Annotated in this window: 14 protein-coding genes; 9 read left to right on the top strand and 5 right to left on the bottom strand. The window is 73.2% G+C overall.

All coding sequences use genetic code 11. From position 1 onward, the window contains the following. Positions 1 to 443 precede the first annotated feature (443 nt). Positions 444 to 857, top strand: coding sequence for a hypothetical protein (locus HUT12_RS19220; protein ID WP_236145971.1), 414 nt, complete (start codon positions 444 to 446; stop codon positions 855 to 857). A 458-nt stretch (positions 858 to 1,315) separates the two neighbouring features. On the opposite strand, the gene HUT12_RS19215 is transcribed toward HUT12_RS19220, so the two are convergent. Further along, positions 1,316 to 2,632, bottom strand: a complete 1,317-nt coding sequence (locus tag HUT12_RS19215) for a condensation domain-containing protein (RefSeq protein ID WP_254876882.1) — start codon at positions 2,630 to 2,632, stop codon at positions 1,316 to 1,318. A gap of 97 nt (positions 2,633 to 2,729) precedes the next feature. Between HUT12_RS19215 and HUT12_RS19210 the strand changes: the two genes are divergently transcribed. From HUT12_RS19210 to HUT12_RS19200, 3 genes are all read left to right on the top strand, one after another. After that, positions 2,730 to 3,938, top strand: coding sequence for a cytochrome P450 (locus tag HUT12_RS19210; protein WP_176094261.1), 1,209 nt, complete (start codon positions 2,730 to 2,732; stop codon positions 3,936 to 3,938). Between the two features lie 77 nt (positions 3,939 to 4,015). Continuing rightward, positions 4,016 to 4,426, top strand: coding sequence for a VOC family protein (locus tag HUT12_RS19205; protein ID WP_131054762.1), 411 nt, complete (start codon positions 4,016 to 4,018; stop codon positions 4,424 to 4,426). A 93-nt stretch (positions 4,427 to 4,519) separates the two neighbouring features. Then, positions 4,520 to 4,942 (top strand): VOC family protein, encoded by a 423-nt coding sequence (locus tag HUT12_RS19200; protein WP_176094260.1) that lies wholly within the window; start codon positions 4,520 to 4,522, stop codon positions 4,940 to 4,942. Between the two features lie 77 nt (positions 4,943 to 5,019). Here the strand turns inward: HUT12_RS19200 and HUT12_RS19195 are convergent, their stop codons facing one another. Then, positions 5,020 to 6,726 carry an MFS transporter gene (locus HUT12_RS19195; RefSeq protein WP_176094259.1) on the bottom strand — a complete coding sequence of 569 codons (1,707 nt, stop codon included), beginning with the start codon at positions 6,724 to 6,726 and terminating at the stop codon, positions 5,020 to 5,022. 88 nt (positions 6,727 to 6,814) lie between these two features. Beyond that, positions 6,815 to 7,597: a 4'-phosphopantetheinyl transferase superfamily protein gene (locus HUT12_RS19190; RefSeq protein WP_176094258.1), complete on the bottom strand. Its 783-nt coding sequence runs from the start codon at positions 7,595 to 7,597 to the stop codon at positions 6,815 to 6,817. 231 nt (positions 7,598 to 7,828) lie between these two features. On the opposite strand from HUT12_RS19190, the gene HUT12_RS19185 reads away from it, so the two are divergent. The 5 genes from HUT12_RS19185 to HUT12_RS19165 are packed head-to-tail and all read left to right on the top strand — an operon-like array spanning position 7,829 to position 22,485. Continuing rightward, a complete protein-coding gene (locus HUT12_RS19185; protein ID WP_176094257.1) occupies positions 7,829 to 14,299 on the top strand; it encodes a non-ribosomal peptide synthetase in 6,471 nt (2,156 codons plus the stop codon). Continuing rightward, positions 14,296 to 19,500 (top strand): non-ribosomal peptide synthetase, encoded by a 5,205-nt coding sequence (locus HUT12_RS19180; RefSeq protein ID WP_176094256.1) that lies wholly within the window; start codon positions 14,296 to 14,298, stop codon positions 19,498 to 19,500. The genes HUT12_RS19185 and HUT12_RS19180 overlap by 4 nt, the downstream gene beginning before the upstream one ends. Further along, positions 19,497 to 20,570, top strand: coding sequence for a saccharopine dehydrogenase NADP-binding domain-containing protein (locus tag HUT12_RS19175; RefSeq protein WP_176094255.1), 1,074 nt, complete (start codon positions 19,497 to 19,499; stop codon positions 20,568 to 20,570). Before HUT12_RS19180 ends, HUT12_RS19175 begins: the two co-directional genes overlap by 4 nt. Beyond that, positions 20,567 to 21,733 carry a Gfo/Idh/MocA family oxidoreductase gene (locus HUT12_RS19170; protein WP_176094254.1) on the top strand — a complete coding sequence of 389 codons (1,167 nt, stop codon included), beginning with the start codon at positions 20,567 to 20,569 and terminating at the stop codon, positions 21,731 to 21,733. The genes HUT12_RS19175 and HUT12_RS19170 overlap by 4 nt, the downstream gene beginning before the upstream one ends. Then, positions 21,730 to 22,485, top strand: coding sequence for a thioesterase II family protein (locus HUT12_RS19165; protein ID WP_131057773.1), 756 nt, complete (start codon positions 21,730 to 21,732; stop codon positions 22,483 to 22,485). The genes HUT12_RS19170 and HUT12_RS19165 overlap by 4 nt, the downstream gene beginning before the upstream one ends. Here HUT12_RS19165 and HUT12_RS19160 read toward each other — a convergent pair. After that, positions 22,460 to 24,055, bottom strand: a complete 1,596-nt coding sequence (locus HUT12_RS19160) for an AMP-binding protein (RefSeq protein WP_176094253.1) — start codon at positions 24,053 to 24,055, stop codon at positions 22,460 to 22,462. The genes HUT12_RS19165 and HUT12_RS19160 overlap by 26 nt on opposite strands. Beyond that, on the bottom strand, positions 24,052 to 25,077 hold the full coding sequence (locus HUT12_RS19155; RefSeq protein WP_176094252.1) for a methyltransferase: 1,026 nt from the start codon (positions 25,075 to 25,077) through the stop codon (positions 24,052 to 24,054). Before HUT12_RS19155 ends, HUT12_RS19160 begins: the two co-directional genes overlap by 4 nt. Between the last annotated feature and the right edge of the window lie 33 nt (positions 25,078 to 25,110).

Raw genomic sequence — 25,110 nt, 5'->3', positions numbered from 1 at the left:
CGACACACCACACACTCCGTCGGTCCGGTCAGGACGTCCGATCCGTGCGGGTCATGGGCTCCGTCGACTTTTGTCGGATGTTCGGCCGACGGTCCGGGACCGATCACGTCCGGTGACCGGGGCGCCCGGACGGGTGTCGGGGGGTGCCGCCCGTCGGCCTGCCGCGCGTGCGGTACGGGTGGCCGGGGTCCCGCGTCGTCGACGCTGCTCACCGTCGAGACGACGGTCCGGCGGCCGGGACCGGGGCGGGACGGCCGGAGAACTTCCTGTCTAAGCACGGAAAGTAACGTGCATTGTGGTCCATCAGAATCACCAGCCGTAGATAGCACGCGGATGTCCCAGTATTGAAGCCGATCGGTTATTCCCATGCCGCGCGAGTGCGTTCTATGGTGTGAGATCAGCAGGAGGGGGGAATTGTGTTGCCTATGGTCAAGGCCCGGAGGGTGAGCAGAACTGCCGTAGCGATTTCCGTCAGCGGCAGCGTGGACCGGAGCACGGCGGGGTACGTCACCCGCGTCGCCGAGTACATGTTGGACCATGGTGACCTGCTGCCCGACCAGGTGGAACTGGACCTGACCGACGTCACCGGGGTGGACGAGGTGGGCTTCACCTCGTTGGTCGACGTCGCGGCAGGTGCGAGCGCGGCGGGGGCCGCGGTGGTCGTGCGCTGCGGGGCGGAGCGGGCCATGCTGGAGGGGCGACGGAGCGGACGCGGTGTGGCGTCCGAGCAGATCGGCCGCATGCTGCGGCTGCACCTGCAGTTCCTGGTGCGTCGGCGCAGGTCACGTCCGGCGGTTGCCGAGGCGCGGGTGGTGCGCGGGTGCCCCGGTCCACTGGCCGGACGGAATCGGGGCTGACCGGATCTGCGGGGGTGCGGGTCGGTCGGTCCGAAAATTAATGTGTGCCGTTTCGGTCCGATTCAGAAAGACTTAACCGGATTATCCGCGCGGCGAGTTCTGCAATTTGCATTTGCGGTCGGTGCGGGCACGTCGAGTGGGAATAGCTCGATTCGTGCGATGTCGATAATTGCAGGTTCAATCAATTGCGCTGTCGGGTGTCGCCTGTGCGATCGGCCGGGCGAGACCGCTACCCGACGCCATCCCCGCCCGGATGTGCCGCGTCGAACGCGGCGACCAGGCGTCGGGGTGCCTGCCGCCGCCACGCCTCGGTGAGCAGCTCGGACCGCTGTCCGGGCGTGACCCGGCCAGCCGGGCGCTGGTCCAGCCCTGGCGTGCCCAGTGGTTGTCCGGCGCGCTGAAGGTGGCCGGTTCTCGGCCCGCTCCGGGTCGTGCCGGCCCGGAGCGGGCCGGCGGGCTCAGGTCACCGGTGCGCCACGCAGGCGGGCGAGCGGGACGTCGGCGTCGGCGACCGCGCGTCGCACCAGGGTGACATAGTCACGGACGAAGGTGTCCGCCCACAGCGGATCGAACTCGGCCCGGGAACACAACAGTAACGCGGAGAGCTGGTCGCCCTGCGGCACCACCACGAACTCCAGCGCGAAACGCCGCCGTTCGAGCTGGGCCTCCATGTCGTCCAGTTCCTCACCGGCCATGTCCGCCCGGGTCATCAGGCTGCCGAGCAGCTGGAACAGCACGTCGTCGGTGCGTCCGGTGCCGCCCGCCACGGTGTCCGGCGGGAGCAACTGGTGTGGCAGGTCCTGGTGCCGCATCGCGTCCATCACCGTGGTGCGGGCCTGGGCGATCAGCTCGCTCAGCGTGGTGTCCGGCGTGAAGCGTTCCCGAAGCAACACCATGCTGGCGAAGAAGCCCACCGTGTCGCGCACCTGTGGCTGCGAACGGTTGGCGAACAGCGAGGCCACGGTGAGGTCGTCGGCGCCGGTCTCGGCGTACAGCAGGGCGTAGAACACCGCCAGCGTGACCGGGAAGAGCGTGGTGCGGTGCCGGCGGGCGAGCTGCCGCAGGGCGGCGGTGGTCTCGGCGTCCACGTAGTGCTCGACCGAGATCCACGGCGGTTCGCCGTCGGGCACCGGACGCCGCCGGCGGGCCGGCAGTTCCACCAGGCGCGCACCGGTCAGCTTGCCGGTCCAGTAGTCGGTGAGCCGGGTCAGGTTCGCGCCGGAGAGCTGGTCGGCCTGCCAGCGGGCCCACTGCGCGTACTGCCACTGCGGGGCGGGCAGGTCGACCGTCTCGCCGGTCTCGACGGCGTACAGGGACCGCAGGTCGCGGGCGAGCAACGCGTTGGAGTAGTCGTCGGAGCAGTAGTGGTGCAGGGTGAGCACCACCAGGTGGTGCTCCGCGTCGAGCCGGACCACCCGGGGCCGCAGCGGCCACACCGAGGCGTCGACCCCGGTGGCGACCTCGGTGGCGACGATCTCCCGGGCGGCGGCACCCGGGTCGGCCTCGGCCGACACGTCGGTCACCGGCACCGGCACCGGGCGCGGCACGTGGATCTGCTGGCGCATCCGGCGACCGCGCGGGTACGTGGTCCGCAGCGGCTCGTGCCGGGCGGTCAGGGCGGCCACCGCCCGGGTCATCGCCTCGTGGTCGTACGGGCCACGCAGGCGCCACAGCACCTGTTCGTTGAGAGCGCTGTCCCGACCCCGGTAGTGGTCCATCAGGGCCAGGAGGCGTTGACCGACGGAAGCGGGTTCCTCACGCACGAGCTCAGCCACGGACCGAGCCTAGAACAGCCCGTGGACCTTGTCGACTGTGTCGCTAGATGTATGTAGGGTCTTGCCGCCCGGCAGGCTCTCCCGGATAGTGCTCTGTATGCGAGCCGAGACCGCGCGTCCTCACCTGTCCGCGGCGTTCCTGGCGACCCAGGACGACCCGTACCCGGCGTACGCGCGACTGCGCGAACGCGGCCCGCTGTCCCGCGCCGAGTTGGGCCAGTGGCTGGTCACCGGGCACTCCCTGGTCACCACGCTGCTACGCGACAACCGGCTGGAGAGCCGGATGCCGCCGGAGTACACCCGGATCACCCTCGGGGACGGGCCGGGCGCGGACTTCCTGGACCGGATCGTGCTGACCCGTACCCCGCCGGACCACACCCGACTGCGGCGGTTCATCGGTCGGGCGCTCGGCACCCCGGTGGCGCGCCGGCTGACCGGACACATCGGTGCGGCGGCCGACGCGCTGCTCGACCCCGCGCTGGAACGCGGCACCCTCGACGTGGTGACCGACCTCGCGGTGCCGTTGCCGGTCGGGGTGGTGTGCGACCTGATCGGGATCCCGACCTCGGACCGGCCCGAAGTACTGACCCGGGTGATCTCGCTGGCCAAGGTGTTCGACGCGGCGAACCTCACCCCGTCCGACCTGCACGACATCAACGCCGCGCTGCCCTGGCTGCACGACTACCTCGGCGAGCTGCTCTCCGCCCGTCGCGACGAGCCCGGGGGGCCGACGCTGGCCGGGATGTACTGGGAGGAGTCGGCGACCGACCGGCTGGCCGTGGCGGACTTCGTCGACAACATGCTGTTCCTGTTCCACGCCGGCTTCGAGACCACCATGGGCCTGGTCTCCAACGGCGTCGCGGCGCTGCTCGCGCACCCGGACCAGCTGCGCCGGCTGCGCGCCGACCCGGGCCTGGTGCCCGTCGCGGTGGAGGAGTTCCTGCGGTACGACGCGCCGATCCAGAACGTCATCCGGGTGGCCCGCGAACACGTCGAGGTGGAGGGTGTGAAGATCCGGGCGGGTCGGACGGTCCTGTTGCTGCTCGGCGCCGCCAACCGGGACGCTTCCGTGTTCGCCGACGCCGAGCGCCTCGACGTCGGTCGTGACCCCAACCCGCACCTCGGTTTCGGCGGCGGGTTGCACCACTGCCTCGGCACCGCGATGGCCCGGCTGATGTCGGTGATCGTTTTCGAGCGGATCGTGCGGTCGGTGGAGATCCTCGGTCCGGCGGGTCCGGCGGTCCGGCGTCGACACGCCAGCCTGCGTTCGTACGACCAACTGCCGTTGCTGGTACGACCGCGCTGACCCCGGGTGTGTCGGCTGTCTGCGCCGGAGTCGGCTGGGTAGGGTGGATGTCGTCTGTCGACATCAGGAGGATCCAAATGTCCGATGTGGTCGCACCGGTGATCCCCTTCCTGCGCTACCGGGACCCGGGTGCCGCCATCGACTGGCTCTGCTCCGCCTTCGGGTTCACGCTGCTGGAGAAGACGACCGGCGGCGAGGGCCAGGTGGTGCACGCCGAGTTGCGGTGGGGCATCGGCACGTTCCAGCTCGGTCCGGCCGGCTCGTCGAGCCTGCCCATGGCCAGCCCCCGGGACCTGCCCCTGACCAGCCAGGGCGTCTACGTCTACGTCGGTGACGCCGTCGACGCCCACCACGACCGGGCGGTGGCGGCCGGCGCCGAGGTGGTCATGCCCCTCACCGACACCGACTACGGATCGCGGGAGTACGTGGCCCGTGACCTCGAGGGTCACCTGTGGGGTTTCGGCAGCTACGCGCCGAAGCTCGACTGACCGTCGGCTTCTTGTCGTCCGCCGGACGCAAAGAGCACATAGAGTGATTGTTCGTCCTGACAGTCTCGCCGTATCGACTCCGAGGAGTGACCCATGGCCGATTCCTCCGTGCCGCCCACCGTCGCCCCCTACATCGCCTACGAGAACCCGGCAAAGGCCATCGAATGGCTGGTGAACACGTTCGGCTTCACCAGGCTCGGGGTCTTCGACGACGGGCAGGGCAACGTTTACCACGCCGAGCTGAAGATCGGTGACCACGGTCTGATCATGATTAACCCGGCCAACGGCGACCTGCGGCTCGGCGAGCCCCGGGCGCTCGGTGCCGCCACCGCCGGCACGTTCCTCCGGGTCGAGACCGACACCGAGGTGGACGCCCTGCACGAGCGCGCGGTCGCCGGCGGTGCCGAGATCCTGCTCGCGCCGGAGAGCAAGCCGCACGACTCGTACGAGTTCACCTGCCAGGACCCGCAGGGCCACGTGTGGACCATCGCGACCTACCGGACCGCGCTCGGCTGACCCACGACACCCGCGGCCCCGGTGCCCCCGTTCTCGACGGCGGCACCGGGGCCGCGGTTCATGTCGGCCGCACCCGGTCAGCGGCGCGGCAGCAGGAAGCTTCCCAACAGGGCCAGCGCGAAGCTGATCACGCTGAACCAGAGCGTGCCGACCATGGCCCGCTGGAAGCTGATCTGACTGGCCTCGAACGACCGCTCTTCGATCACCTGGACGGCCCGGTCACCGCCACCGGCGGCCACGGTCGCACTGTCGCAACCGGCCGGGGGCAGTGTCGGGTCGGCGGCGCCGAGCTGGGTGCTCACGCAGTCCCGGAACCGTTGCCCGATCTGCTCGGCCTGGCCCTCGGCGACACCGACGGCGACCAGGTCCGCGCGCAGACGCGGTCCCACGTCGTCGGTGGCGGTGGGTGCGCTGGCCGCGATCAGGCTGAAGAACAGCGTGCCGCAGGCGGCGATGCCGAGCGTCACGCCGATCTGGTAGTTGGCGTTCACCACCCCGGAGGCCGACCCGGCCTGATGACCGGGCACGTCGTGCAACGAGTACCCCATCAGCGGCGGGAAGGTCATACCCATGCCGGCGCCGCCGATGAACATCGGCACGAGCAGCTGCCAGATGGTCACCTGCGGGGTGCTGTCGATCACCCACATGAACCAGAACATGCTGGCGATCAGCAGCACCAACCCGATCTGCAGGCCCACCCGGCCGAGCTTCGGCGTGATCCACCGGGCGGAGAGCCAGCCGAGCAACGGCACCGCGATGTCCCAGGGCAGACCGGCCAACCCGGCGCGCAGGATGCTGTAGCCCACGCCGATCTGCACGTAGATCGTGATGACCAGGAAGAACGACATCACGGCGCCCTGGAAGAGGAAGACCACCACCAGGCCGGAGCTGAACGAGCGGTGCCGGAACAGCGACAGCGGCACCAGGGGCGACTCGGTGCGGGAACGCTGGTGCAGCACGAACAGCGCGAACACCACCAGACCGGCGACCATCATGCCGTACGTCCACAGCGGCCAGCCGTGCTCACGCCCCTGCACCAGCGGATAGACGATCAGCATCACCGCAGCCGTGATCAGGGTCGCGCCGACCACGTCGAGCCGTTCCCCGCGGTTGCGCTCGGACTCGGGCAGCAGCGCCCGCGCGGCGAAGAACGCCGCGATGCCGATCGGGACGTTGACCAGGAAGATCATGCGCCAGCCCAGGCCGCCCACGTTCGCGGTGGTCAGCAGCGCGCCGACCAGGGGGCCGCCGACCGTGCCGAAGGCGAGCGCGGCGCTGAGCGCGGCGAACGCCCGGCCGCGTTCCTTGGGTGCGTAGAGCAGCTGGATCAAGGTGTAGACCTGCGGCACCATCACCGCGCCCATGGCGCCCTGGAGGAAGCGCAGCACGATGAGCTGCTCAGGCGACTGCGCCATGCCGGCGAGCAGCGAGGTGAAGGTGAAGCCGGCGACACCGATGAGGAACATCCGGCGTACGCCGATGATGTCACCGAGCCGACCGGAAATGATCAGCATCGAGGCGAAGGCGAGCGCGTAGCCGGCCACCAGCCACTGCATGGTGGAGGCGGTGGCGTTGATGCCGTCCCGGATCGACGGCAGGGCCACGTTGACGATGGTGATGTCGAGCAGGTCCAGGACGAACCCGGTGAGCACCACGATGAGGGCGAGGGTGCGCTTGCGACCGGTGACCGGAGGAACGAACTCGTCGGGTGGCGTCGCGGCCGGCGCAGGTGCCGACACCGTGTCGGTGTCGGTTCCTGGCGACGTGCGAGTGTCGTCAGACATCAGATCCCTCTCCTGGGGGGTTCGGTGGACGTGACGGTGGCGGGTGCGTCCCCGGTGTCCGGCAACGGACGGAGATCACCCGATCGCGTTAGGTCAGCAACTTATTGGAAATGTGTGTCGATGCGAAACCCGCCACACCGGAGCGGATCGGGTCGAGCAGTGAATTGCCGTCGTGAGTGGACACCACAAGGGGTCCACCGAGACTCGCCAGTGCGGCGGCGTACCCGGTGGGGGCATCCAGGTCGACCAGGTGCGGCCGGGCGGCGGGACGGGACGGACCCGCCCAGCGCCGCAGCCGGGCCGGCTGGTCCGGTGCGGTCACCGTGATCGTGGCCGGGTCGACGGTCAGGCCGTCCCCGGTGGCCTTGACCAGTGCCTCCTTCCTGGTCCAGTAGCGGATGAAGGCGGCCGTGCGGTCCCGGGCGTCGGTGGCCGCGACCACCGCGCGCTCGACCGGCGACAGCGCGCGCCACGGGAGGTCGCGCCCGCGTACCGCGATCCGCTCGACGTCCACGCCGACCTCGGTCCGGGAGGCGAACGCCACCGCACACCAGCGCCCGGAGTGCGCGACGGAGAACGACACCGGTGTGGCGGGTGCGCGCAGTACCGGCTTGCCGTGCGGCCCGCCGCACTGTCGGCACACCGCCTCGAAGCGCAGCTCGCTCGCCGGGGTGCCGAGCATCCCGGCGAGCACCGACCGGGTCAGCGCCCGGGCGGTGAGGTGTGTCGCGCGCGAGTGCGGATCGGTGAACAAGGCGTGCCGGTCGCGTTCCGGCGCGGACAGCAGGGCGATCAGACGCTTGTCGTCCGGTGACCCGACCTTGGCCCACCAGACCTGGCAGGTGCCCTCCCCGGGCGGGCCGGTCGCCATCGCGGGTGCCACCCTCTCCGCCGGTCACCACCGCTGCCTGACCGGCCGTCATGCCGTCGTATGTGGAGCCTATTGCAAGTAGCATGTTCTTTCTACTGTACGTATCCGTGTTGGCTTGTTACCTTGGCGTCGGCACGGACTCGTGTGGCGGTGCCGGACAACTCCGTCGAACAGGGGAGACCCAGATTGGGCGTCGAGGCCGAACACACACGACCCTTCACCCGGGACGGTATGCGGGACGACATCGCGGCCGTCCTCGGTGAGCCACCCGGCACGGTCGCGGACGACGCCGACCTGCTTCAGCTCGGTCTCGACTCGATCGGCGTGATGCGGTTGGTCGCCCGGTGGCATCAGCGTGGCGTGCCGGTGAGCTTCGCGGAGCTGGTCGAGGGACGCACCCTGGACGACTGGTGGCGGATGGTCGCCGAGCGGGCACCGGCCGACGCGGTCGTCCCCGACGCGCCGCCGCTGACCGTCGTCGACGCGGACGAACCCTTCGACCTGGCCGCGATGCAACACGCGTACTGGGTGGGACGCGGCGACGGCCAGGCCCTCGGCGGCGTCGGCGCGCACTTCTACAACGAGTTCGACGGCAGCGGGGTGGACCCGGACCGGCTCGACACCGCGGTCCGGGCACTGCTGCGCCGGCACGGGATGCTGCGCGCCCGCTTCGACGACGACGGCCGCCAGCGGATCCTGCCGACGAGCCCCTGGCCCGGCCTGACCGTGCACGACCTGCGGGCCCTCGACCACGCGCAGGCCGAGCGGACCCTGCTCGACCTGCGCGACCGGCTGTCGCACCGGCGGTTGGACGTGGCCCGTGGCGAGGTCTTCGACGTGCAACTCTCGCTGCTGCCCGACGGCGGCACCCGCTGCCACGTGCACATCGAGATGCTGGTGGCCGACGCGCACAGCTTCCGGATCCTGATGTCGGAACTCGCCCGCCTCTATCAGGACCCGGACGCCGAGCTGCCCCCGATCGGGCTGGACTACCCGAGCTACCTGGCGACCCTGCGTCGACGCCGGGTCGGCGAGCGGGACGCCGACCAGGCGTACTGGCAGGCCCGGCTGCCCGAGCTGCCCGGCCCGCCGGAGCTGCCGCTGGCCGTCGATCCGCAGCAGGTCAGCGGCCAGCGGGTGGTCCGACACCACCACTGGGTCGCTGCCGAGCAGGTCGAGCGACTGACCCGCCGCGCCCGGACGTACGGGTTGACCCTGCCGGTGCTGTTCCTGGCCGCCTTCGGTCACGTGCTGGGTCGGTGGAGCTCCGCCGGGCGGTTCCTGCTCAACCTGCCGCTCTACGACCGGCAGCCGGTGCACCCCGACGTCGCGCACCTGGTCGGTGACTTCACCAACCTGCTGCTGCTGGAGGTGGACACCACCGCCGAGCGTGACTTCGCGGCCTTCGCCCGTACGGTCCAGGAGCGGCTGCGCGCCGACGCCGCCCACCCCGGCTACACCGGAGTGGACGTGCTGCGGGACCTGACCCGGCTGCGCGGCGGTACGCCCGTCGGCGCCCCGGTGGTCTTCACCAGCGCGCTCAGCCTCGGCGAACTCTTCGACGGCGAGGTGCGCGAGAGCTTCGGCGCGCCCGGTTGGACCATGTCGCAGACCCCGCAGGTGTGGCTGGACGTGCAGGTCACCGAGCGTGAGCACGGCCTCTTCGTGAACTGGGACTGCGTCGAGGAGCTCTTCCCGGCCGGGCTGGTCGGCGAGATGTTCGACGCGTACCTGCGGATCCTCGACTGGCTGCTCGACGACGACGCCGACTGGGCCGCGTACCCGCCGGAGTTGCTGCCGGAGCGGACCCGGCAGGTCCGCGCGGCGGCCAACGACACGGCCCGTCCGATCCGTCGTCGCCGCCTGCACGACGACGTCTTCGCCCGGGCCGCCACCGAGCCGGACCGCCCGGCGCTGCTCTGGGGCACCGACGGCCGGCTCGACTACGGCGACCTGGCCGCGCAGGCCGACCGCGTCGCCGGAGCGCTGGTCGCCAACGGGCTCCGTCCGGGCGACCCGGTGGCGGTCACCGTCGAGAAGGGACCACGGCAGGTCGTCGCGGTGCTCGGCGTGCTGCGGGCCGGCGGGGTGTACGTGCCGGTCGGCGTCGACCAGCCGGCCGCCCGCCGGGCCCGGATCCACGCGGTGGCCGGGGTGCGGCACGTGGTGACCGGAGTGCCCCTGCCGGAACTGCCCGCAGACCTGTGCGTGCTCGACGTGGCGGACCGCTCGTACCCGCCCGCCGGCCCGGTTCCCGGCACCGACGACGACCCGGCCTACCTGCTGTTCACCTCCGGCTCCACGGGCGAGCCGAAGGGCGTGCAGGTGCCGCACCGGGCGGCGGTCAACACGATCGACGACATCGGCCGGCGCTTCGACGTCGGTCCGGAGGACCGGGTGCTCGCGGTCTCGGCCCTCGACTTCGACCTCTCCGTGTACGACATGTTCGGCATGCTGAACGCCGGTGCGGCGCTGGTCTGCGTCGGCGAGGACGAGCGGCGGGACGCCGACCGCTGGGTGGAGCTGGTCCGCCGGCACCGGGTCACCGTCTGGCAGTCCGTGCCGGCGCTGCTGGACATGCTGCTGACCGCCGGTGCCGACGGCGACCTGCCGCTGCGGCTGGCCCTGCTCGGTGGCGACTGGGTCGGGCTCGACCTGGCCGGACGGTTGGCCGCACAGGCCCCGGGCGCGGTCCTGGTGGCGCTCGGCGGCACCACGGAGACCGCGATCCACTCCACCGTCCAGGTGGTGCCGGTGCCGGTGCCCGGGGACTGGCGTTCGGTGCCGTACGGCGTGCCCCTGGCCAACCAGCTCATGCGGGTGACCGACCCGGCGGGACGGGACCGGCCCGACTGGGTCACCGGTGAACTCTGGATCGGTGGCCTCTCGGTGGCCGACGGCTACCGGGGCGACCCCGACCGCACCGCCGCGCAGTTCCGCGAGATCGACGGGGTGCGCTGGTATCGCACCGGTGACCTGGCCCGCTACCACCCGGACGGCACCGTCGAGTTCCTCGGTCGGGCCGACGCCCAGGTCAAGATCCGGGGGCACCGGATCGAGTTGGGGGAGATCGAGACCGCACTGGAACGGCACCCCGCCGTCCGCCGCGCGGTCGCGGTCGCCCTCGGTACGCCCCGGCAACTCGCCGTCGCCGTCATCACCGAGACCGACCTGGACCCGGCCGCGCTGCGTGACTGGCTGGCCGAGCAGGTGCCCGGGTACATGGTGCCCGAGCGGGTGGTGCTCACCGACGATCTGCCGTTGTCGGCCAACGCCAAGATCGACCGACGGGCGGTGGCCCGCCTGGTCGACGCCGCCCGCCCTGGGACCGAGCAGCTCGAACCGCCGGTCGGCGACATCGAGCGCGAGGTGGCCCGGATCTGGGCCGAGCTGCTCGGGGTGCCCGCCGTCGGGCGGCGGCAGAGCTTCTTCGCCGCCGGTGGCGACAGCCTGGTGGCGACCCGCTCGATGGCGCTGCTCGGCGCCGCCGGGCTGGACGGCGCGAACCTGCGCCAACTCTTCGCCACCCCGGTGCTGGCCGACTTCGCCGCCACCCTGCGCCGCGTCGAGGGGGACCGCCCGGTCGCCGTCGCACTGCGGGCCGACCCGGCGAACCGGTACGCGCCCTTTCCCCCCACCGACGTGCAGCGGGCGTACTGGCTGGGGCGTAGCAGCGAGTTCGCGCTCGGCGGCGTCGGCTCGCACTGGTACTGGGAGTTCGACGGCGCGGACGTCGACCTGGACCGGCTGGAGGACGCGGTCGACCTGCTGGTCGCCCGGCACGACATGCTCCGCGCGATCTTCGACGACGACGGCGACCAGCGGGTTCTGGCCGAGGTGGACCGGTTCCGGATCACCGTCCGCGACGGCGGTGACGCCGAACTGCGCGAACTGCGGGAGCGGATGGCCCACCGGGTCCCCGACCCGAGCCGGTGGCCGCTGCTGGAGATCGCCGCCGTCCGGTACGCCGACGGCCGGGTCCGGATCGGGTTCAGCTTCGACTACATCGTGCTCGACGCGCTCAGCATCGTGATCTTCTTCGACGAGCTGACCACGCTCTACACCGACCCGGCGGCCTCGCTGCGGCCGGTCGGCGTGACCTTCCGTGACTACGTGCTGGCCGACTCGTCGACCGTCGAGGACGACCAGCGGTACTGGCGGGAGCGGCTGGACAGCCTCCCGCCCGCGCCGCCGCTGCCGCTCGCCGTGGACCCGGACACCGTGGTCGCCCCGCGCTTCGTCCGCCGGGAGGACCGGCTCGACCCGACGCAGTGGGCCCGGCTGACCGAGCAGGCCCGGCGGCACGAGGTGACCCCGGCCAGCGTGCTCGCCGCCGCCTTCGCCGAGGTGCTGTCGGCCTGGTGCGGTCGCGGGGAGCTGACCCTCAACCTCACCCTGTTCAACCGTCGTGACGTGCACCCCGACATCAACAACATCCTCGGCGACTTCACCTCCCTGCTGCTGCTGGCGCATCGGGCGGGGGCGGGGGACACCTGGCTGGACGTGGTCCGGCGCACCCAGGAGCAGGTCTGGGAGGGGATGGCCCACGACTCGGTCTCCGCGCTGTGGGTGCTGCGCGAACTCGCCCGCCGTCAGCAGGGCGGCGCGGTCAGCATGCCGGTCGTGTTCACCAGCGCCCTCGGTGTCGCCGGTGGCATGAGCGAGATGTCCTTCCCCTTCGGCGAGCTGGTCTGGGGCATCTCGCAGACCCCGCAGGTCTGGCTCGACAACCAGGTGATGGAGCGCGACGGCGGACTGGTCTACAACTGGGACTCGGTCGACGACCTGTTCCCGCCCGGCCTGCTCGACGCCATGTTCGACGCGTACCGGGAGCTGCTGCTGCGGCTGACCACGGCGGACTGGGAGGCCGTGCCCCCGGCCCCGCTGCCGGCGGCGCAGCGGCGGGTCCGGGACACGGTCAACGACACCGCCGGCCCGCTGCCGACCGGCCTGCTGCACACCGGCTTCTTCCGGCACGCCGCCGCCACGCCCGACGCGACCGCCGTGGTCACCGCCGACGGACTCACGGTCGACTACCGCGAACTCGCCGTGCGGGCGCTGCGTCTCGGCGGGGCGTTGCGCGCGCACGGCGTCCAGCCCGGTGACGCCGTCGCGGTGACCCTGCCGCGCGGCGTCGACCAGGTCGCCGCGGTCCTCGGCGTGCTCGCGGCGGGCGGACACTACGTCCCGGTCGGCGTCGACCAGCCGGCCGAGCGCCGCGACCGGATCTACTCCCGGGCCGGGGTACGCGCCGTCGTCGCCCCACCCGACCTGGACACCGGTCACCCGGTGGTGGCGCCGGACACGCCCGCCACCCCGTTGCCCGCACCGGTCGAGGTGGACCCGGAGCAACTCGCCTACATCATCTTCACCTCCGGCTCCACCGGTGAGCCGAAGGGCGTGGAGATCACCCACCGGGCGGCGCTGAACACCGTCGACGACATCAACACCCGCTACGGCGTCGGCCCCGACGACCGGGTGCTGGCCATCTCGGCGCTCGACTTCGACCTGTCCGTGTACGACGTCTTCGGGCTGCTCGGCGCCGGCGGTGCGGTGGTCTGCGTCGCCGACGAGGACCGGCGGGAGGCCCGCCGGTGGGTCGCCGTCGCCCGCAGTGCCGGGGTGACGATCTGGAACTCGGTGCCCGCGCTGCTGGACATGCTGCTGGTCGCGGCCGACACCGACGGCCTGCCCGACGGGCTGCGGCTGGCCCTGCTCTCCGGCGACTGGGTCGGGCTCGACCTGCCCGGACGGCTGCGCGACCGGTGCCCCGAGGCCCGGTTCGTCGCCCTCGGCGGGGCGACCGAGGCGGCCATCTGGTCCAACGCCTGCGAGATCGACGTGGTGCCCGCGCACTGGCGGTCCGTGCCGTACGGGCTGCCGTTGCGCAACCAGCGCTACCGGGTGGTCGATCCACGCGGCCGGGACTGCCCGGACTGGGTCCCCGGTGAGCTGTGGATCGGCGGTGTCGGGGTGGCCCGGGGCTACCGGGGCGACCCGGAGACCACCGCACGACAGTTCGTCACCGTGGACGGACAGCGGTGGTACCGCACCGGGGACCTCGGCCGGTACTGGCCCGACGGCACGCTGGAGTTCCTCGGCCGGGTCGACTTCCAGGTCAAGATCCGTGGGCACCGGATCGAGCTGGGGGAGATCGAGGCGGCCGCGGAGGCGTACGCCGGGGTGGCCCGCGCCGTCGGGCTGACCGTCGGCGTGGGTACGCACCGGCGGCTGGCGCTGGCCGTGGTCGCCGCCGACGAACCGGTCGACGAGGCGGCCCTGGTCGGCTTCCTGGCGACTCGGCTGCCCAGCTACATGGTGCCGGAACGGGTGGTCGGCGTCCCCGGGCTGCCGCTGACCGCCAACGGCAAGGTGGATCGTCGGGCGTTGACCGCCCAGGTGGACACCGAACCCGACGACGCGGCCGACGAGAGCCCGCGCGGGTACAGCGAGAAGCTGATCGCCGAGATCTGGGCCGAGGTGCTCGAGTGCGAGCGGATCGGCCGGCAGCAGAGCTTCTTCGCCCTCGGCGGGGACAGCCTGCTGGCCACCCGGCTGGTGGAGACGCTGCGGCTGCGCCACGGGGTGGAGCTGTCGTTGCGGCAGCTGTTCCTGGCGCCGACCGTGGCGCAGTTGGCAGACGTCTTCGACGCCCACCGCGGCGCGGTGGAACCCGGTGACTTCGAGGAGGGCACGATATGAGTCAGTCGTCCGCCGGTGACCTGCTCGCCGAGTTGGAGAGCGTGGGGGTACGGGTCTGGTTGGAGGCCGGTCAGCTGCGCTTCCGGGCACCCCAGGGGGCGATGACGCCGGATCGTCGCGAGGCGTTGCGCGCCCGACGCGACGAGATCGTCGCGCACCTCGACAACCTCGCCGGCAACGGCACCCTGGTCCCCGACCGGGCACACCGGCACGACCCGTTCCCGGTCACCGACGTGCAGGCGGCGTACCTGCTCGGGCGGGGCGAGACGTTCGCGTACGGCGGCGTCGCCTGTCACGGCTACGGCGAACTGGTCTATCCCGAGCTGGACCCGGAGCGGATGACCGCCGCCTGGCGGGCCCTGATCGCCCGGCACGACATGCTCCGCGCGGTGGTGGAGGCCGACGGCGCGCAGCGCGTGCTGGCGGAGGTGCCGCCGTTCGAGGTGCCCGTGATCGACCTGACCGGCCGTCCCGAGGCGGTGGTCGACGCGGCGGTCAGCGCCGTCCGCGCCGAGATGGACCACCTGGTGCACACGCCCGACCGGTGGCCGCTGTTCGCCGCCCGGATCACCCGCGCCGACCACCGGACCGTGCTGCACGTCTCGATCGACTTCCTGATCGCCGACTTCATCAGCGTCCAGGTGGTCCTCGACGAGCTACACCGGCTCTATCACCGGCCGGACGAGCCGCTGCCGCCGCTGGAGATCACCTTCCGGGACTACCAGCTCGCCGAGCGCGCGGTGCGGGACAGCCCGCGCCACGAGCGGGACAAGCAGTGGTGGCTGGCCCGGGTCGACGAGCTGCCGGCCGCGCCGGAACTGCCCACGGTGGCCCGTCCCGCCGACAGCGAGGGCCGGTTCCGCCGCTGGGAGACCCGGCTCTCGTCGCAGGTCTGGGAGGGGCTGCGGCAGCGCGCCGGCCGGCACGGGGTCAGTCCGTCCGGTGCGGTGCTGGCCGCGTTCTCGGACACCATCGCGGCGTACAGCCGGCGGTCCCGGTTCACCCTCGACATCACCCTGCTCAACCGCGCGCCGGTGCACGACCAGGTCAACGCGCTGGTCGGCGACTTCACCTCGGTGGACCTGCTGGCCGTGGACGCCGACCCGACCCGCCGCTTCGACGAGCGGGCCCGGGACCTGCAGGCCCAGCTCTGGGAGGACCTGGACCACCGCTCGTTCAGCGGTATCGAGGTGATGCGGGAGATCGCCCGCCGGCAGGGCGCCGAGGCGGCCCTCTTCCCGGTGGTCTTCACCAGCGCCATCGGCATCACCTCGGCCGGGGCCGCCGCCGACGGCGCGCCGCTGGGCGAGCTGGGCTACGGGATCAGCCAGACGCCGCAGGTCTGGATCGACTGCCAGAACATCGAGCGTGACGGCGGCCTGGTGTCCAACTGGGACGTCCGCGAGGAGGTCTTCCCGCCCGGCGTGGTCGACGACATGTTCGCCGCGTACGACGCGGTGCTGCACCGCCTGGCCGGCGACGACGCGGCCTGGACCGGGACCGGGCACCCGGACCCGCCCGAGGCGACGCGGGACCGTCGCGCCGAGACCAACCGGACGCAGGCCCCGGTCCCCGCCGGGATGCTGCACGACAGGGTGGTGTTGCAGGCGCTGAGCACCCCGGACCGGCCCGCCGTCGTCGCCGCCGACCGCACGCTGGACTACGCCGAGCTGCTCGGTCGGGCCGCCGGGGTGGCCGAGGCGCTGACCGCCGCCGGCTGCCGCCGCCAGGAACTGGTCGCGGTGGTCATGGACCGGGGCTGGGAGCAGGTCGTCGCGGTGCTCGGCGCGTTGCTGGCCGGCTGCGTCTACGTACCGGTGGACACCTCGCAGCCGGCGGCACGCCGCCGGACCATCCTGACGAACGCCGGGATCCGGTGCGCGCTGACCCAGTCCGGAGTGGACCGGAACGGCTGGGCCGAGGGGCTGCGCCTGCTCGACGTGGACCTGCTCGGCACCGGGCAGCCGCAGCCGGTCGAGGGCTCCGGCGACCCGGAGGAGCTGGCGTACGTCATCCACACCTCCGGCTCCACCGGTAGCCCCAAGGGCGTCATGATCAATCACCGTGGCGCGGTGAACACGGTGCTCGACATCAACGACCGCTTCGGCGTCGGCCCCGACGACCGGGTGCTCGGCCTCTCCAACCTCGGCTTCGACCTGTCGGTGTACGACGTCTTCGGGCCGCTCTCGGTGGGCGGCGCGGTGGTGCTGCCCGACCCGCAGCGGCGCGGGGACCCGTCGCACTGGGCCGACCTGGTCGGCACGCACGGCGTCACGGTGTGGAACTCGGTGCCGGCCCAGTTGCAGATGCTGCACGACTACCTCGTCTCGGCCACCGCCACCGTGCCGGACGGACTGCGACTGGCGATGCTCTCCGGCGACTGGATCCCGGTGGCGCTGCCGGACCAGATCCGCGCCCGGGTGCCCGGACTGCGCATCGTCAGCCTCGGCGGGGCGACCGAGGCGTCCATCTGGTCGATCTGGTATCCGATCGAGCAGGTCGACCCGGAGTGGCGCAGCATCCCGTACGGCCGCCCGCTGACCAACCAGAGCTTCCACGTGCTCGACGCGGCCCTGCGGCCCCGTCCGGACCTGGTCAGCGGCGAGCTGTACATCGGCGGTGTGGGGCTGGCGGTGGGCTACCTCAACGACCGCGAGCGCACCGCCGAGCGCTTCGTCGTGCACCCGCAGACCGGTGAGCGGCTGTACCGCACCGGTGACCTGGGCCGGTACCTGCCCGACGGCACCATCGAGTTCCTCGGCCGGGAGGACCTCCAGGTCAAGATCCGGGGCTACCGGATCGAGTTGGCCGAGATCGAGGCGGCGCTGGGCGGACATCCGGCGGTCGCCGGGGCGGTGGTGGTGGTCGACGGGGACACCCCGCTGGAGCGGCGGCTGGCCGCGTTCGTCGAACCCGCCGGACGGCCGGTCACCGCCGCGCAGGCCGAGCACGACCAGGCCGCCCTGCGGCAGCTCGGCGTGGACGCCTGCGTCGACGCCGACAGCACGCTCACCGGTGTCGACCGGGAGCGCTACCTCGCGTACGCCCACCGGCTCGACGACGTCGCGCTGCCGGCCATGGTGGACGCGTTCCGCGCCGCCGGGCTGTTCGCCGCCGGCAGCCGGCACCCGCTGGCGGACCTGCTGGACACCGCGCACGTCGCGTCCCGCCACCACCGGCTGGTCCGGCGCTGGCTGCGCGCGCTCACCGACGCCGGTCTGCTCGACCGGGACACCGACGGCCGGTACGGACTGACGCCGGCGGGCGCGGCGGCGGACACCGACGCCGGATGGCGGGAGGTGGAGCAGCTCGCCGACGCCGAGGACCGGGAACTGCTGGACTACTTCCGGGCCAGCACCGCGCACCTGCCCGCCCTGCTGCGCGGCGAGGACGACCCGCTGGCGCTGCTGTTCCCGCAGGGCCGGGTGGACGTCTCGCAGGGCCTCTACGAACGCACGCTGTTCAACCGGTGGGCCAACGAGGCGGCGGCGGCCCTGGTGCGGCGGATCGCCGAGCAGCGGATCGAGCCCGGGGCGCTGCGGGTGCTGGAGGTCGGCGCCGGGGCCGGCGGCACCACCGCCGCCGTGCTCGCCGCGCTGGACGGGTACGAGGTGGACTACCTGGCCACCGACCTGTCCCCGTTCTTCCTGGGCGAACTGCGGACCCGGTTCGGCGACCGGCCCGGCCTGCGCCTGGAAGCGGTCGACATCGACCGGGACCTGGCCGGGCAGGGCCTCTCCCCGAACTCGTTCGACGTGGTCGTGGCCGGCGACGTGCTGCACGCCAGCGCCGACGTCGGCCGGGCGCTGGACCGGCTGCGCGAGGTGCTCGCCCCGCAGGGCTGGCTGGTCGCCTGCGAGATGACCCGCGACCACCACCAGATCATGACCTCGCTGGAACTGCTGGTCCGTGTGGACGAGGCGACCGCCGACTTCACCGACCTGCGTCGGGGCACCGAGCAGGTGTTCCTCGACCGGCGGTCCTGGCTGGAGGTGCTGGGCGCGGCGGGCGCGGCGCAGCCGCTGTGCCTGCCCGAGCCGGACGGCTTCATCGCCGAGCTGGGCATGTGCGTGCTGGCCGCCCGGTTCAAGACCGACCGGGTGCGGATCTCCCGCGACGACCTGACCGAGCACCTGGCCGGTCGGCTGCCGCAGTACATGGTGCCGTCGGTGGTCCAGGTCGTCGACGCCCTGCCGCTCAACGCCAACGGCAAGGTCGACCGGGCGGTACTGCGCCGTCGACTGCCCCGGCGGGGCACGGCGACCGCCGCCGGGTCGTCCGGTGCCCTGGACAGCGACCTGGAACGTCGGATCGCGGCGGTCTGGGCCGAGGCGCTGCGGCTGCCCCGGGTCGGCCGGGACGAGAACCTGTTCGAACTCGGCGGGGACTCCCTGGTCGCGGCCCAGATCACCGGCCGGATCCTGGAGGAGATCCCGCAGGCCGCCGGCCTCTTCTTCGACCAGCTGCTGCGGCAGGTGCTGGAGCAGCCCACGGTGGCCGCCCTCGCCGGGCACGTCGAGGCGGAGTCGGCCACCCCGGTCACCGCGTCGCCGTCGGTGCCGGCCACGTCGGGCGGGGACGGGCTGTCCCCGCTGCACGAGGGCACCGACGGGGTGCCCTGGGTGCTGGTGCCCGGCGGCGAGGGTGTCGACGCGTACGCGGGTCTGGTGCCGCACCTGGCGGCGACCGGTCCGGTGCTCGGGTTGGCCCCGGGCGCGGCCGACGACCTGCTCCGGGTCGCCGCCGCGCAGGCCCGCCTGGTCACCGCGGCCGTACACCCGGCGGTACGGCTGGTCGGGTACGGCCTCGGTGCCACGTCCACGCTGGAGGTGGCGCGGTCGCTGATCGAGACCGGCGGTCAGGTCGACGCGGTGGTGCTGATCTCGCCGTGGCGGCCGGCGGCCGGCGCCGACCCGGCGGCGGCGTACCGGGCGGAGACCGGTGCCGCCGGGACGCCCGGCGAGGACTTCGCCGCGCGACTGGCGGCCGTCGCCCGGCACGAGCCGACGCTCTACGCCGGTGACCTCGTCGTGCTGCGGCCCACCGGCGCGGTGCCCTACGACGCGCAGAGTCTGGAGTTCTGGGCCGACCTCTGCCTGGGTGACGTCCGCACGGTCGACGTGGACGCGGACCACCTGACGGTGCTGGGCCCGGCGGCCGGTACCGCGCTGGCGGCCCTCGACCCGGAGCCGGCGCGGTGACCGCTGTCGCCGTGCTCGGCGCCTCCGGGGCGGTCGGGCGGGCGGCGGTGGCGCTGTTGCGGTCCTGGGACGTCGGCCCGCTGCGGGTCGGCGCCCGGCGACCCCCGCAGCTCGACGGCGTCGACCGGATGGTCGTGGACGCCCGCGACCCGGCCGACCTGGCCCGGTTCTGCGCCGGTGCCCGGGTGGTGCTCAACTGCGCCGGCCCGGCCGTGGAACTGGTCGACCAGGTGGCCCGGGCGGCGGTGGCGGCCGGTGCCGACTACGTCGACGCGGCCGGTGACGACGCGCTGCACGCCGCCGTGACGGCGGTGGCCGGCGGCAGCGGCCGGACCGGCGTGGTGTCGGCCGGGATGATGCCCGGACTGACCGGGCTGCTGCCCCGGCTGCTCGCCGCCCACCTGCCCGACGGCGACCGGCTGACCGGGTACGTCGGCGGGCGGGACCGGTTCACGCTGACCGCCGCCGTGGACTACGTCGCCGCCGACGAGAGTTTCGGCTGGCCCGCCGCGGCCTGGCGGGACGGCCGGGTGGCCCGCAACGCGTTGCGCCCGGTGCCGGAGCTGACGCTGCCGTGGTTCCCCGAGCCGGTCACCGCCCAGCCCTACCTGGGCACCGAGACCGCCCGGGTGGCCGCCGTGCTGGGGCTGCGACAGGTCGACTGGTATTCGGTCTTCGCCGGCGAGCGGGTGCTGGCCGCGCTGCGGACCGGGTCCGGGACCGCCGAGAGCGGGCACCGGGAGGCCGGGGAGCGGCTGTGCCGGGCGGCGGAGCTGGACCTCTTCGGCCACCCGGCGTACCAGAACCTGGTGGTCACCCTCGCCGGACCGAGCGGGGAGCGGACCGCCGTGGTCCGCAGCACCGGCGCCAGCGAACTCACCGGAAGCATGGCCGCGCTGACGGCCCGAGCGGTGCTGGCCGGCGCGGTACCGCCCGGTGTCTGGCACACCGACGAGGTCCTCGACCCGATCGCCACCGTCACCGAACTGGCGGCGGTGCCGGCGGTGCCGCTGGCCGCCGTGGTGGCGGACGTCTCCGCCGTCGAGCAGTACGAGGAGGACGTGATATGAAGCGACCCACCCGGGTGGTCGTCTGTGGCACCCGGTTCGGCCAGGTCTACCTGGAGTCCTTCCGCGAGGCGGACCCGAGCTTCGAGCTCGCCGGGGTCCTCGCCGGTGGCAGCGACCGGTCCCGCGCCTGCGCCGCGCACTACGGCGTGCCGTTGTACACGGCGGTGGACCAGTTGCCCGACGACATCGACATCGCCTGCGTGGTCATCCGGGGCGGGCTGCTCGGCGGCCGTGGCTCCGAGCTGGCCATGGAGCTGATGGCGCGCGGCGTGCACGTGCTCCAGGAGCACCCGCTGCACCACGACGAGCTGGCCCGTTGCCTGCGCCAGGCCCGCCGGCACAAGGTGGTGTACCAGCTCAACCCGTTCTATCGGCACATCACCCCGGTCCGTCGGTTCCTCGGCGCGGCGGGCGAACTGCTGCGCCGCCAGCCACCGCGCTACCTCGACGTGGCCTGCGGCTTCCAGTTGGCGTACTCGCTGCTGGACCTGCTCGGTCAGGCGCTCGGCGGGGTGCGGCCGTGGCGGTTCACCGAGCTGCCGGCCCTGCCCGCGTCGGTCACCTCGGCGACCGAGCTGGACCTGCCGTTCCGCAGCCTGGACGGGGTGCTGGCCGGGGTGCCGGTCACGCTGCGGGTACAGAACCAGATGGACCCGGCCGACCCGGACAACTACGCCCACCTGATGCACCGGATCACCATCGGCACCGAGGCCGGCAACCTCACGCTGGTGGGTACGCACGGCCCGACGGTCTGGACCGCGCGGCCGGACTTCCCCCGCGAGGTCGCCGGCATCGGCGCCGACCCGCACTTCGCCGCCGACCGTGACACCAGCACCCCCAGCGCCGTCACGTTCGGCCCGAGCGAGGTGCCGCACTACGACACGGTCTTCGGCACCACCTGGCCGCAGGGCGTACGCCGGGCACTCTGGACCCTGCGGGACACCGTCGAGCGGGGCGAGGACCCGCTGCGGCAGGGCCAGTACCACCTGACGCTGTGCCAGCTGTGGCAGGAGCTGACCGCTATCCTCGGCCCGCCGGAGCTGGTCTCCGCCGAGCCGCCCCGGATGCTCGGCGCGGGTGACCTGGCGGCCCTGGCGGCGGCCGGTGAGGCGGCGGTGGCCGACCCGGCGGACGCGCGGGAGCCGGCGGGGGTGGGCGGGTGACCTCGGTCGAGACCAGCGCGCGACGGTGGCTGCGCTGCTACCGGCCCCGGCCGGCGGCCACCGTGCGACTGGTCTGCTTCCCGCACGCCACCGGCAGCGCGCCGTTCTACCGGAGCTGGGCCCGGGAGCTGCCGGACGACGTCGAGGTGCTGGCGGTGCAGTACCCGGGCCGGCTGGACCGGATCGCCGAGCCCGCGCTGACCGCCATGCCGGTGCTGGCGGACATGGTCACCGACGTGCTCGCGCCCCGGCGTGACCTGCCGATCGCCCTGTTCGGGCACAGCATGGGCGCCGCCGTGGCCTACGAGGTGGCACGCCGGCTGGAGCAGCGGCACGCCGCGCCGCTGGCGCACCTGTTCGTCTCGGGACGGCCCGCGCCTTGCCACCACCGGCCGGGCACCAAACACCTGGGCCCGGACGACGACCTCTGGGACGAGCTGCGCCGACTGGGCGGGACCGACCCGGCAGCGCTGGAGAACCCGCAGCTCCGGTCGGCGTTGCTGCCGACGCTGCGGGCGGACTACCGGCTGATCGAGAGCTACCGCCCGGTCGACGCCGCGCCGTTGGCCACCCCCGTCTCGGCGCTCGTCGGCGACGTGGACACCGAGGCGCTGGTGGACGAGGTGGCGGCCTGGGCCGGTTACACCCGGGCCGCCTTCGACCTGACCGTCTTCGACGGCGACCACTTCTATCTGGTGCCGCACCGGACGAAGGTGCTGGCCGGTGTCATCCGGAGCCTCGGCCTGACGTGACCGGGCCCGCCGCCTCGCGCGGCGGGTGCGCGGACGCGTCCAGGTGGCGCCGCCACAACTGGCGCCGCCTCGGCTTGCCGCTCGTGGTACGCGGGATCGTGCCGGACGGCACCGGCACCACGTGCACGTCGGCCGCCGGCACCAGCGGCGCGACCAGGGCGGGGATCCGGGGCAGCCACTCCGGCCGGGGATGTTCCAGGTGGACCACCACGGTCGGGGCCCCCGCCACCAGGCCGAGCACGGTGGCCAGCCGTCCGGGCGGCGCGTCCAGGGCCGCGCCGAGCACCGCGTCGACGTCCTCGGCGAACACCGTCCGGCCGTGGACCTTGAGGCTGTCGCCGAGGCGGCCCAGCACGAAGAGGTGCCCGTCCCGCAGGAACCCGGCGTCCCCGGTGCGGACCGTGCCGTCGAAGGGCGGGCCGCCCGCGTACCCGTCGGCGACCGACGCGCCACCGACGACGATCTCACCGACCGTCCCGTCGTCGACCGGCCGGCCGTCGTCGTCCACCACCGCGATCTCGGCCCCGGTGACCGGGCCGCCGCAGCCCACCACGGGTACGCCGTCCGGGCCGGGCACCTGCCGCCACCCGGTCCGCAGCGGCAGCCCGGTCACCGCCAGCGTCGCCTCCGCCAGCCCGTACGCGGGCAGCAGCGCCTCCCGGCGCAGCCCGTGCGGGGCGAGCAGGTCGGCGAAGGCGGTCAGGGTGGCCGGTGGGATCCGTTCGGCGCCGACGATGACCGCCCGCCACTGCCGGAAGTCCAGCCCGGCGAGCTGCTCCGGGCGGACCCGCCGCAGCACGTGCGCCAGCCCGAAGCCGGGCATCGCGGTCAACCGGGCCCCGGCGCGACCGAAGCACTCCAGGTACCGGCTCGGCCGACGGACGAACTCCGCCGGGGTGAGCAGCCACAGGTCGGCGCCGGTGACGACCGGTGCCAGCAGGCACCCGACCAGGCCCATGTCGTGGTGCACCGGCAGCCACGAGGCGGTCGCGTCGTCGGGCGTCATCTCCAGCCAGTCCCGGACGGCCGCGATGTTGGCCTCCAGGGCGGTCCGTGGCACGCGCACCCCGCGTACCGCCCCCGTGGTGCCGGAGGTGAACTGGAGCAGCGCCACCCGGGCCGGCGCCACCTCCATCGGCGCCGTCGTCTCGGCGGGCAGGTCCGCGACGTCGACGGTGGACACCCCGGCGTCGGCCGCCGCGCGGGCCACCGAGGGCGCGGACGCGCCGTCGACCACCAGCAACCGGGGCCGCATCGCCGTCAGGGCCGCGCTCAGGTGCTCGGCGTACCGGTCGGGGTCGCCGAAGGCGGCGGGTGGGGCGAGCGGGGACACCGTCGCCCCGGCCAGCAGCGCCCCGAACAGGGTGCCGACGAATCCGGGCCCGGAGGGCAGCACCACCCCGACCACGTCGTCCGGGCGTACGCCCCGCGCGGCCAGCCCGGCGGCGTGTCCGTGGGCCAGCCCGGCCAACCGCGCGTACGACCACCGGTCCCAGTCCCCGTCCGGGCGGGAGAAGCGGACGCCCCGGTCGGCGCGCGGCTGCCCCAGCCAGGACAGCAGCCCGGTCATACCGGTCGGGCCTCGATCACCGGGAACATCGGCGTCTGCGTCGCCTCGACCAGTTCCAGCCCGGCCCCGGCCAGGATCGCCCGTTGCTCGTCCAGGCTGCGCGCGCCGCCCGCGCTCAACGTCAGCATCAGCATGTCCATCCGACGGGCCAGCGGCGTGCTCTCCGCCTCGGACTGCCGTCCGGCCTCGAGGATGAACACCCGGCCCTGCGGGGACATCGCCGCCCGGATACGGCGCAGCACCCCGGTCGCCTCCTCGTCGCTCCAGCTGTAGAGGATCCGCTTGAGCACGTACGCGTCGCCACCGGACGGGATGTCGTCGGTGAGGAAGCTGCCGGGCACCACGCGTACCCGGTCGGTGACGCCGGCCGTGGCGAAGGTCTCCGGCGCGTTCGCCACCACGCCGGGCTTGTCGAACAGCACGCCGCGCATCCGGGGGAAGCGGCCCAGCAGGTCGGCGAGGAACCGGCCGTTGCCGCCGCCGACGTCGACCACCGTGCCGAAGCGGGACCAGTCCGAGGCGCGCAGGATGGCCATCAGCTCCATCCCGGTGACCCCGCTCATCACCTTGTCGAACGCCTCGCCGTCGGCGGGGTGCTGCCCGAAGTGGTCCCACATGCCGATGCCGTGGACCGCGTCGAAGGCGCCCTCGCCGGTGCGCAGGGTGTGGTCCAGGCCCTCCATCGCCCGGGTGCAGACCACGGGGGAGAGGAAGATGTCCCGGGCCGAGAAGGGGTGGTCGGCGCGCAGCAGGTCGGCCATCGGGGTCAGCCCGAACTCGCCGGGCGCGACCTCGGCGAACAGGTCCCGGGAGGCCAGATACCGCAGTGCCTTGGTCAGCGACGGCTCGTGGGCGTCACAGGCGTGGGCCAGGTCCGCGGCGGGCATCGGCCCGTCGGCGAGCTGGTCGGCGACCCGCAGCAGGCAGACCGCCCGGATCGTGTACGGCAGCAGGTAGTCGCCCACCTCCATCAGCCGCAGGATGGCCGGTACGTCGATGCGGGCACGTCGTCTCGTCAGCATCGCTGCTCCTTGTCGGTCTCGGTCGGTGCGCCG

This window comes from Verrucosispora sp. NA02020 (assembly GCF_013364215.1).
GTDB lineage: Bacteria > Actinomycetota > Actinomycetes > Mycobacteriales > Micromonosporaceae > Micromonospora.
The sequence above is the reverse complement of the archived record's forward strand: the minus strand, read 5'-3'. Positions and strand labels throughout refer to the sequence as shown.

Excerpts from the sequence above, each read along its gene's own strand:
- HUT12_RS19160 (WP_176094253.1), bottom strand. The coding sequence starts at position 24,055 with ATGACCGGGCTGCTGTCCTGGCTGGGGCAGCCGCGCGCCGACCGGGGC.
- HUT12_RS19195 (WP_176094259.1), bottom strand. The coding sequence starts at position 6,726 with ATGTCTGACGACACTCGCACGTCGCCAGGAACCGACACCGACACGGTG.
- HUT12_RS19155 (WP_176094252.1), bottom strand. The coding sequence starts at position 25,077 with ATGCTGACGAGACGACGTGCCCGCATCGACGTACCGGCCATCCTGCGG.
- HUT12_RS19205 (WP_131054762.1), top strand. The coding sequence starts at position 4,016 with ATGTCCGATGTGGTCGCACCGGTGATCCCCTTCCTGCGCTACCGGGAC.
- HUT12_RS19190 (WP_176094258.1), bottom strand. The coding sequence starts at position 7,597 with ATGGCGACCGGCCCGCCCGGGGAGGGCACCTGCCAGGTCTGGTGGGCC.
- HUT12_RS19200 (WP_176094260.1), top strand. The coding sequence starts at position 4,520 with ATGGCCGATTCCTCCGTGCCGCCCACCGTCGCCCCCTACATCGCCTAC.
- HUT12_RS19185 (WP_176094257.1), top strand. The coding sequence starts at position 7,829 with ATGCGGGACGACATCGCGGCCGTCCTCGGTGAGCCACCCGGCACGGTC.
- HUT12_RS19170 (WP_176094254.1), top strand. The coding sequence starts at position 20,567 with ATGAAGCGACCCACCCGGGTGGTCGTCTGTGGCACCCGGTTCGGCCAG.
- HUT12_RS19210 (WP_176094261.1), top strand. The coding sequence starts at position 2,730 with ATGCGAGCCGAGACCGCGCGTCCTCACCTGTCCGCGGCGTTCCTGGCG.
- HUT12_RS19180 (WP_176094256.1), top strand. The coding sequence starts at position 14,296 with ATGAGTCAGTCGTCCGCCGGTGACCTGCTCGCCGAGTTGGAGAGCGTG.